The following is a 9734-nucleotide window of genomic DNA, read 5'->3' as shown; positions in this document are numbered from 1 at the left end:
GGCTTTGAGGTCATGCATACGCAGGGTGTTTTTATGAAGATTAACACTCCTAAGATATTGATTATCAAGCGTTTGCATGGCCTTTCTTATTTTAAAATTGTTAAAAATCTAACCCCTAAACGCGTTAAGTATTATTTTTTCAAAGGGCTTTTACACTTGGAGAGAGGGCTAGCTCATCGTGTACATCCTTATATATTCGGTGGGCGTCATCCCCTTCAACGATTTAAATTGACGATTGAAATGAGAAATATTATTAAAACCCGACCGGTAACATATCTCGGATACGGTATAATTTTGTTCGATTAGTAACTTGCAAGCGTGCCCAATTCGTATCTCGTTTACAAAGCGGGTTAACGTTTTTTTGTGAATTCGCTTGAAATACCGGCTGAAGGACGAAGATTCCATATTGGCAAGATCAGCGGCCTCTTCCAAAGAGACTTCCTGGGTGAAATTGTTTAAAATATATTCGTACACCCGAAAAATTTTGTCATCTTTTTTTCTTTCGAAGGTGTTTACAAAACCGGCACTGGACAACAATTCGTATTCACTCTCATTTGCCAAATGAAGGAGGACCTCAAAAAGCTTAATCAGCTTAGTACACTCATCTGACTCATAGATCTCTACAATTTGGGTTATGATGGATTCCGTTTTGTTGCTCTCAAACTTGATTCCCCGATCGGCCCTTCTGAAAAGATTCCTGATGCTCTCCATTTCAGGAATATTTTTCAGGTTTTCAGCAAAATGTTTGTGGAAATGAATGCCGTGGCACCGTGCCTGGAGTGTAGAATCTTCTTCAAAATAAACGTCATCATTGAGCCACAAATGGGGGAGATTTTTACCGATTAACACAATATCGCCCGGTTCGAATTTTTCTATGCTATCCCCAATGAACCGGGTCCCGGTACTTTCCAATATGATGATCAGTTCCACTTCGGGATGATAATGCCAAACTTTCAGAAAGTTATTGTAAACATATTCTTTCAGGCGAAAAGAACTGTTCTGGTAGACCGTACGACTAATGGGTTGTGCCTTCATAGTAAATCACTTCTTAAAGTTTAGATCAAAGCAAAATATTTGCATTTCATTATCACCAGTCAAGTGTTTGGGCAGTTCAGTGCAAAATAAGTGTCAGCTAAAACCAAATGACTTGTAGAAATAGAAACTCGTTTTAAGAATAATAAAAAGTGTAAGAGAATAATTACATTCAATACTACAAGAGCCTGGATGCTTAAGGTTTGTGAGTAGTTATGTAGCTAGGAAAAACACCAATAAAAAGGGATAACATCATGATGCAAAAGAAAGGGATACTGATAGTGATCCTGGCGGCAGTTATGCCAATGGCGGCAAACGCCCAGTAGATGGATAATGCGCACAAATTTAAACACGATCGGTTCACTGCTGCTGATAACAAAAAGGTAGCACCAGAACACCCCGCTTCGGTAGAGACCGTAAGCGGTACCGTAACGGATGCAGCAAGTGGAGAAAGCCTACCGGGTGTGAATGTGTTGGTCCAAGGTACAGCGTCGGGTACATCAACCGATTCCGAAGGAAATTATAGCCTAAATGTACCATCGTTGCAAGACACGTTGGTCTTTTCTTTTATCGGCTATCAAACACAAAGCGTTCCTATCAATGGAAGGTCCAGTATAGATATTGCGTTGCAGTCGCAAGCAATTAGTGGAGAAGAGCTGGTTGTGGTAGGTTATGGTACCCAAGAAAAAGCGAATTTGACGGGATCTGTTTCATCAGTAGGCGGTGATGAAATTGTCAAGCGTCCTGTAACGAATACGGCTTCAATGCTGCAGGGGCGTGCCCCTGGTGTTCAGGTTGTTCAAAATTCAGGACAACCGGACGTAATGGCACGTTAGAACAAAATACCGATTACTAAGTGACAGCTCATGAAATTATTAATGAACCTACTCATACCTAATATCTTTCTATGTTTAATGCTGAATACGGCTTTTGCCCAAACTAGTGTAAAAGCTATGACATATAATATCAGGTATGATGGTTCTGTATATGATGCTCCCCAATTAACAGCCAATCACTGGGAAAACCGCAAGGACGTACAAATTGGTCTGCTGAACTTTCACCACCCGGATGTTGTAGGGCTTCAGGAGGCCCTGCAACACCAGGTGGAATATTTCGCCGACAATTTACCTGGTTATAAATGGGTAGGAGTAGGCCGTGAAGATGGAGAGCAGGAGGGGGAGTATAATCCCATCTTTTATAATTCTAAGCGGTTTACACTTGTGAAATACGACACGTTTTGGCTATCCAATACTCCTCAAAAACCAAGTAAGTCTTGGGACGCTGGATATACCAGAATATGTACCTGGGGCCTATTGGAAGACAAACAAAATGGAACCAAATTTTTTCTGTTTAACACCCACTTTGACAGTAAAGGAAGGGTGGCACGACTGGAAAGTGCTAAACTTTTGAAAGAAAAAATTAAAGAAATTGCAGGTGGTACAGCCGTCATTGTGACGGGCGATTTTAACTTTATCCCAAATAGTAAAGCATATAAGGAAATAACTTCAGGTAAGCTGCTAAGGGATAGCAAGAAAGCTAGCAGGTACCCTCCCTATGGACCGGAGGGCACTTTTAGTGGATTTGACTACAATGCCCAGCTGAAAAGCAGAATAGATTACATATTTGTAAACACTAAGGTTAACGTGCAGAAATATGGTGTTTTAACAGACAGTTATAACCAGAAATATCCCTCTGATCACCTACCGGTTATGATTGAGGTTGAAATTTCAGAGTGATATACCTGCGCTTTAGGACGGCATTTCAGAGTGTTAAGCATGAACATTATATCTACCTAGCTAAATCGTATGTAAAAGCTATATCAAATTACAGTGTAACAAAAAAACGACCACATGAACAAGCATTTACTAATTGTACTCATTTCAAGTTTATCCCTGGCTAATTTTTTATATGCGCAGAGTCCGGATGCGGGTATTTGGAGTGAAAAGCCGGCGGAAAAATGGCAAGACGCCCTGGTGACCGGGAATGGTACCATGGGCGTCATGGTATTTGGGGATCCTTACCAAGAAAAAGTGATATTCAACCATGAATTTTTGTATGAGTACATTGGAAGTGAAGATGTCGTACCACCCGATATAAGTCCATACTTTGATGAAACACGAGATTTACTTATCGATGGGAAGTATAGGGAGGCCGTTTCTTATTCGTTGGATATGGCCAAAAAGGAGGGGTATCCCGGCTTATTGTGGACCGATCCCTACCACCCTGCTTATGCCTTGGAGATATCGCAGCCCAAAGCGGGTCCCATCGGTAACTACAAACGTAGCGTGAACTTTGAGACGGGAGAGGTGACCGTTAGCTGGGAGGATGAGGATGGCCAGTGGCGCCGGAGACTATTCATTTCCCGTACCGATGATATCATTGTTCAGAAGATCGAAAACCTGTCGGGAAATCCGGTTGAGCTGTCGTTAAACCTTCATCACCAAAAGGGGGACCCCGAAGAGTGGACCTCAAATATTACTGACAGTGATACATTATTGATTCATGAGCCCCAGATTAAGCAGACTCGTGACTGGCTTACATTCCGTGCGGGATATGCCTTGGTAAACCGGGGATATGAAGGGGCTACACGCGTTATTGCCAAAAGGGGATCTAAATTGGTAAGGGGCGGAAAGGTGCAGGTAAAAAATGCTGAAGAAGTCATCCTGATTAGCCAGGTCCGTTACTTGAACAATTTTGATCATTCTCAACTGGATGGTATCAAACAGAGCTTGGAATCATATCCCGCATCGTATGAAGAATTACTCAAGCCACATGCAGATAGTCACAGAGAAATATTTAAGCGTACTGACTTGCGGATAGGCCAATCTACCAATAATCATCTTTCAACGGAGGCCTTATTTAGTTTACAGGAAGCCAATCCTGATTCTTTGCTTCCCGGTTTTATCGAATCCCTTTTTGATATGGGAAAATATGTTTTGATAACCTCTAACGGTGATAATCCTCCCAACCTGGTTGGGCTATGGACCGGTAGCTGGAGACCTAAGTGGAGTGGCGATTTTACTTTGGACACCAACGTAAACTTGCAGGTAGCCCCGGTTAATATGTTGAATATGCCGGAAGCGCTGGACAGTTATATGAATCTCATTGAACGGATAGCCCCTGACTGGGAAACCAACGCTGAAAAGCTGTATGGAATGCGTGGCTACCTTTCCGGTACCCGAACCTCCGGGCGAAGAAACTTGCATACCCACTTTAGCAATAGCTTTCCCGGGCATTTCTGGACCTCCGGGGCCCAATGGTTAATCTACCCGGCGTATGAATATTATCAAACAACTGGAGATGAAAAATTCCTGAGGGAACGGCTTCTGCCAATGATGGAGAAGGTCGCAATGTTCTATGAAGATTTTTTGACAAAAACTGACTCGAAAGGAGATTATATTTTTGCTCCGTCATTTTCACCTGAAAATAGCCCAGCAAATGTTGCAACATCAGGCGTCGTAAACGCCACTATTGATATTGCAGCCGCAAAACAAGCACTGGAAAACATTATTTTTGTATATAAGGAGCTGGATTTGAGTGCCCGGAAGGTTGACAAGTGGCAGTCGATGCTTGATAAATTTCCACCCTACCTGGTTAATAACGATGGAGCACTGAAAGAATGGGCAGAACCAGGATTAAACGATAATTATCAGCACCGGCATGCTGCGCATATGTACCCGGTTTGGCCAGCCCATGAGTTTAGTCCCGAAAAACATCCTCAATTGTTCAATGCTACAAAAAAAGCGTTGGAAATGAGAGGAGATGGGGACCTTTCAGCTCATGGTATTATTGTTAAATCACTGGCAGCCAGTCGGTTAAAAATGGATGAGTTTATACAGGAAAAACTCCTTCAGTTTTTAACGGGTAATTATTTTAATCGAAGTCTGGTTACAAATCACAATCCGGGTATTACCTACAATACCGATGCTATTTCTGCTTTTCCTGGATTGATGGCCGAAGTATTGGTGTACTCAAAACTTGGAGAAATTGAGCTTTTGCCTGCATTGCCTAGACAACTCAAAAGTGGCACTGTGGAAGGGTTACTCACCCGAACACAAGTGAAAATTAATAACCTGAGTTGGGATTTGGAACAAAACGTAGTTAAGGTAGAGCTTACATCTGATATCGAACAAGATATTAGACTCAGATACCGAAACGGTATAACTCACTATACAGTAACCGGAGCAAATGTTGAGCAGATTGACAACGGTACCTTAGAAATAAGTTTATTCCCTGGTAAATATACTTCAATCGAATTGCAAGTAGATGATCAATTTTAATGTTGATAACTCTAGATCGAAAAATAGTTGTTTGAAAATATTACGAATAGTCTCTTATGATAGTTATCCCTGACTTGTTCTTCCATTTCTCTAGATAACCCATATTTGGGGGACAAACTGGAATTGGGGGGCTAGCGGGAAGTAATAACCGGATATGAACTTCAATAAAGTCTGGCATATAGAATTGATTTAATCAACATCCATCACTTGATGGTAAAAAGTAATCAATTAACAACCAATAACAAGTGAACTTATGAAGGCAATGTCGCTGTGGTTAGGAAGGATATGGCGGAGGGAGGGTAAAATACTCGAATGTTATCGGTAGCTGTTCCCATAGCAAGCTTATTTGTAAATAGAAGCGATCAGTTTGAACTGAAAGATTCCCGGACACGGTTCAAACCGTCATTGGAATTCCAGACAAAGGATGGGCCAGGATTACAATGAATGGCACCCTTGATCTGGGAGAATGGGGTGTACGTTAGTAAAAACGCCAGCCCTCACCGTGATGGTGACGAATCTCACATAAAATTTGTGCTTCCCGGGGGAAGCTATGAAATCAGAGCACTGAAAAACTAAATATTTGAAACAACATGTCTATGAATATTGTAAACCGATTCTTATTCGCTGATTCCAGGTCAGGTTATCCACGCTCATTTATTTTGTTGCTCCTGTTTGGGTGCTTGGTACTTTCCATCTCCTGTACTAGCGAAAAGCCCCCTCAATCTTCGGCCGGAGATTTTCACTTTTCAGAGCTGCCTACGCGCTGGGATGAGGCACTACCAATGGGCAATGGGATGGTCGGTGCATTGGTGTGGAAAGACGAGGACCGCCTCCGGTTTTCCCTGGATCGAGCTGATCTTTGGGATCTACGCGAAGTCAAGGAACTCAAAGAAATAACGTTTGACTGGGTGGACCAGCAGGTGAAGCGTAACGATTACGAGCCAGTACAACAGCTCGGCGATGCTCCGTACAACCAATATCCCTATCCCACGAAAATTCAGGCTGCCGCCCTCGAGTTTGATACCGAGAAGTGGGGACCCGCCAAACAGGCACAATTAAGGGTAAAACCGGCCATTACCGAGGTGGCGTGGGAACAAGGGCCGGTACTCCAGACATTTGTGCATGCTGAGCAACCTGTAGGATGGTTCCGTTTCAAAGGAGTGCCGGAAGACTTTAAGCCATCCCTCGAGGTTCCCGAGTATTTCACAGAGCACGACGGCCCCAATGCGGAGGCCGGCCAGCAACAGAGCCACCGGTTGGCTGATCTGAGCTACGAACAGGGCTCCGTTGTAGAAGAGGGAAATACAATAACCTACACTCAGCCCGGCCACGATATGAGTTATCAGGTCATTGTAAGCTGGGAAAATGACGGGAATACTTGTGAAGGTGTTTGGAGCATAACTTCCAAATATTCCAATGATTTGCAAGTAGAAAGAGCTGAAGATATAGCTTTGCAGGCGTTGTCTGAGGGGTATGAAAGTTCCAAAGCCAGCCATATGAAATGGTGGAACCAGTATTGGGCCCGGTCAGACCTGCAGGTGCCGGATACGCTGCTGCAGAAACAGTGGGAGCGTGAAATGTACAAGTTCGGATCTGCGGCGCGACCGGGTGCCCCGCCCATCAGCCTGCAGGCCGTATGGACGGCTGACAACGGCAGCCTGCCGCCCTGGAAAGGAGATTATCACCACGACCTGAATACGCAGCTCAGTTACTGGCCGGGATACAGCGGCAATCACTTGGAGCTGACTCGCTCTTATACCGACTGGTTGTGGAGTATTCGCGAGGAGAGCAGGGAGTATACGCGTTGGTATTTTGAGTCCGACGGGCTGAACGTGCCGGGCGTTTCCACCCTTACCGGCCAACCCATGGGCGGGTGGATTCAGTATGCCATGTCGCCCACCACCTCGGCCTGGCTTGGCCAGCACTTTTACTGGCAGTGGACCTACGGACAGGATGAACAGTTTTTAAAGGAGCAGGCCTACCCATACCTGCATGAGGTTGCCGTGTACCTTGAGGATGTCACCCATATGGAAGATGGGGTGCGTACGCTGCAGCTCAGTTCCAGTCCCGAGATGCATGATAACAGTATCGATGCGTGGTTCGACGAATTGACCAATTACGACCTGGCCCTGATGAAGAACGCCTTCGGGATGGCCGCCGAACTGGCCGGGGAACTCGGCAAAAGGAAGGAGCGGGAGCGTTGGCAGATGCGGAGAAGTGAACTACCGGATCTCGCTACTAATGACGAAACAGGCCTTCTTGTAGCCCCGGGTGAGCCGCTTGAGTACTCCCATCGCCATTTCTCACATCTTATTTCGATTCATCCCCTGGGCCTGCTGGATCCGGCACACGGGGAGCAGGAGGAGCAGCTTATTGAGAAATCGTTGGAGCATCTGGCGCAGATCGGGTCCGACAACTGGGTCGGCTACTCATTCAGCTGGCAGGCCAACCTGTATGCTCGTGCTGGAAATGGCGGGAAGGCGGCCGAAGCTCTCCGCATCTTTGCCTCAAACTTTGTTTCCTCAAACAGCTTCCATGTGAATGGTGATCAGAAAGGCGGCCAGTATTCCAACTTAACCTATCGTCCATTTACCCTTGAAGGGAATTTTGCTTTTGCCGCCGGTCTTCAGGAAATGCTGCTGCAAAGCAATACCGGGGTTATTGAGATTTTCCCGGCTATCCCTGGAGATTGGGAGGATGTAGGGTTCGATCAACTCCGGGCCCAAGGCGCGTTTCTTGTTTCCGCTGAGATGGAGAAGGGAAAGGTTTCTGACATCCATATTCGTTCAGAAAAAGGTGGACTGTTACAGGTAGCCAACCCTTTTGACTCCCAAGCAGTTAAAGTGATGAAAATGAATTCAGACTCCGAATCATTCCAGGAAGTAGAAAGTAAATGGGAAAATAGTATCCTCAGTATTCAGACAAATCCGAATGATGAGGTTAAGTTGTTACATCCAAATAATTAGCAATTATAATTTCAGTATCACTAGTGTCCGGTTAAAAGTCGAAGAGCCCCAACTGTTTACGGGATCGGGGGGCATATTTCGTGAGTGATTCTTCGGAAAATAGCTCTTTAACGGGCATACGCTGTAATATGGCGACGCTTAAAACTTGCATCATCGTGTGTAATTTAACACTAAAATGATTGGATTTTTGCAATATTATAATGATTAAGTAGGTGCAGATCGCCGTCCAAATTTGGGTCTTAACGGCATTTACGCTCTGCCCATAAAAGGCTTGATGCGCAGGTGTTGTTTGATCCATTTGAAGAACAATTCGATCTGTTGCTTGTAATAATCAGTAATTTGCTCGGTTGAGCAACTGGTGATGTTGGAGAGTAGGACGATGTCCTGGCCGTGCTGGTTGTCAATTAAGTGAACCCGCCGCAATTCCTGTGGGTAGCGGAGCTTGGAGATGGGACCGGTCAGGCGGATCGTTTGATCGCACCGAAGCCCGGCCTGGCGGTCGACCGGAGTCGAGGATTTGCGATAGAATTGCAGGTTCTTCCGGGCCCGGATCACAAACCGGCCACTAGCCTCATGCAGGCTATAGAGCCGCTCGAAATCCAGGTAACCGCGATCCATGATGTAAATGCTGTCGGCCATAATCGGGATCATGTCCAAGACATTAACATCGTGCAGCCGGCCGTCGGAAATATGGATAAAAGTGGGGATAGCTCCCTCCAGATCCATTACTGTGTGCAATTTGATGGCGGCCTTACGGGATCGAAATTTAGCCCAGGGGAACAGCGACAGGCAAAGATCGATAGTCGTCGAGTCCAGGGCATACACCGACTCAGCCACCTCCTCCAGATCGGAGTCTTCATGGTAGAGTTGCCGAGCCTGGTCGATAAGCAGCATAGCCAGCTGGTGATAGATTTGCCAAGGGTGGCTGGCGTTCGCATCGGCGAATGTGCTAAGGGGTACCTCAGTTCGGATGCCCATGTGATAACGCTGGGAGCCAAGAGCATTGAGGGTGGAAGTAATGTCCCTCAGGCTTTCCCCGGAAGGTGAGTTGACCAAAACACAAACAGAGCAGTTGGTTCCAGCAAGTAAATTTGCGTACCCGAAAATCGCCTTTGTGGCGGTCAACTATTTTTCGAAATTGATATTTGGGAATAACGTCCATGAGTTGGGAAAAAATGAGCCGGCCAGTGTTCATGATAACTTCTATTATTAGAAATTTGAACTGCGAAAATACTGGCAAGCTACAAATTCAAATCGATAAAAATTTTGACTATACTTATTCCATTGATACACAATGACTTACAAGAAATAAAAAAGTCCTTAACCGGACACTAGTACTTAATTTCAAAAATTATAGTAATTATTAGCTGGGGACATCGTATATTCCCTCCAACCCTCAATTAAACGCTCATGAATGTTGCCCCAACGATAGAACTAACTCCCGACCAGCGTCAGC

The 9734-nt window shown here is 45.1% G+C and carries 5 protein-coding genes and 1 pseudogene; 4 read left to right on the top strand and 2 right to left on the bottom strand.

Annotation, left to right across the window (positions count from 1 at the left end):
• Nucleotides 1-168: 168 nt before the first annotated feature.
• Nucleotides 169-1035, bottom strand: coding sequence for an AraC family transcriptional regulator (locus NC796_RS26085; protein WP_310688787.1), 867 nt, complete (start codon nt 1033-1035; stop codon nt 169-171).
• A gap of 323 nt (nt 1036-1358) precedes the next feature.
• Between NC796_RS26085 and NC796_RS26080 the strand changes: the two genes are divergently transcribed.
• The 4 genes from NC796_RS26080 (at nt 1359) to NC796_RS26065 (ending at nt 8278) form a co-directional block, all read left to right on the top strand.
• Nucleotides 1359-1868 (top strand): carboxypeptidase-like regulatory domain-containing protein, encoded by a 510-nt coding sequence (locus tag NC796_RS26080; protein ID WP_310688785.1) that lies wholly within the window; start codon nt 1359-1361, stop codon nt 1866-1868.
• 117 nt (nt 1869-1985) lie between these two features.
• Nucleotides 1986-2768, top strand: a complete 783-nt coding sequence (locus NC796_RS26075; RefSeq protein ID WP_310688784.1) for an endonuclease/exonuclease/phosphatase family protein — start codon at nt 1986-1988, stop codon at nt 2766-2768.
• Between the two features lie 114 nt (nt 2769-2882).
• Complete coding sequence (locus NC796_RS26070) at nt 2883-5312, top strand: glycosyl hydrolase family 95 catalytic domain-containing protein (RefSeq protein WP_310688783.1); 2430 nt, start codon at nt 2883-2885, stop codon at nt 5310-5312.
• A gap of 596 nt (nt 5313-5908) precedes the next feature.
• On the top strand, nt 5909-8278 hold the full coding sequence (locus NC796_RS26065) for a glycosyl hydrolase family 95 catalytic domain-containing protein (RefSeq protein WP_310688782.1): 2370 nt from the start codon (nt 5909-5911) through the stop codon (nt 8276-8278).
• 31 nt (nt 8279-8309) lie between these two features.
• On the opposite strand, the pseudogene NC796_RS26060 reads toward NC796_RS26065, so the two are convergent.
• Nucleotides 8310-9473: pseudogene (locus NC796_RS26060) on the bottom strand (IS4 family transposase).
• Nucleotides 9474-9734: the final 261 nt, after the last annotated feature.

The organism is Aliifodinibius sp. S!AR15-10 (assembly GCF_031569985.1).
Lineage (GTDB): Bacteria > Bacteroidota > Rhodothermia > Balneolales > Balneolaceae > JAMQKA01.
The sequence above is the reverse complement of the archived record's forward strand: the minus strand, read 5'-3'. Positions and strand labels throughout refer to the sequence as shown.